General features: G+C 66.5%; 1 protein-coding gene. It reads right to left on the reverse strand.

From position 1 onward, the window contains the following. Positions 1–251: hypothetical protein (locus R0J92_RS25120; RefSeq protein WP_411053684.1), on the reverse strand; the 251-nt coding region annotated here is incomplete at both ends.

Raw genomic sequence — 251 nt, forward strand, 5'->3', positions numbered from 1 at the left:
GCTCGTGCGGATGCGGGTTCGACAGATCGACGGGCTTGGGGCCGAAGAAGACCGTGAGGATGACGCGCAGCGCATAGGCGACGGCGAATGCGCCCGACAGCGTCGCGACATAGGGCAGCGCCCGATCCAGGAGCGAGTCGGCATGGGTTTCGACGGCTTCGGCAAAGAACATTTCCTTGGAAAGGAAGCCGTTGAACAGCGGTACGCCGGCCATGGCCGCGCTCGCCGCCATGGCGAGCGTCGCGGTCGCC

Origin of the sequence: Tritonibacter sp. SIMBA_163, from assembly GCF_046535935.1 — a bacterium.
Lineage (GTDB): Bacteria > Pseudomonadota > Alphaproteobacteria > Rhodobacterales > Rhodobacteraceae > Epibacterium > Epibacterium scottomollicae.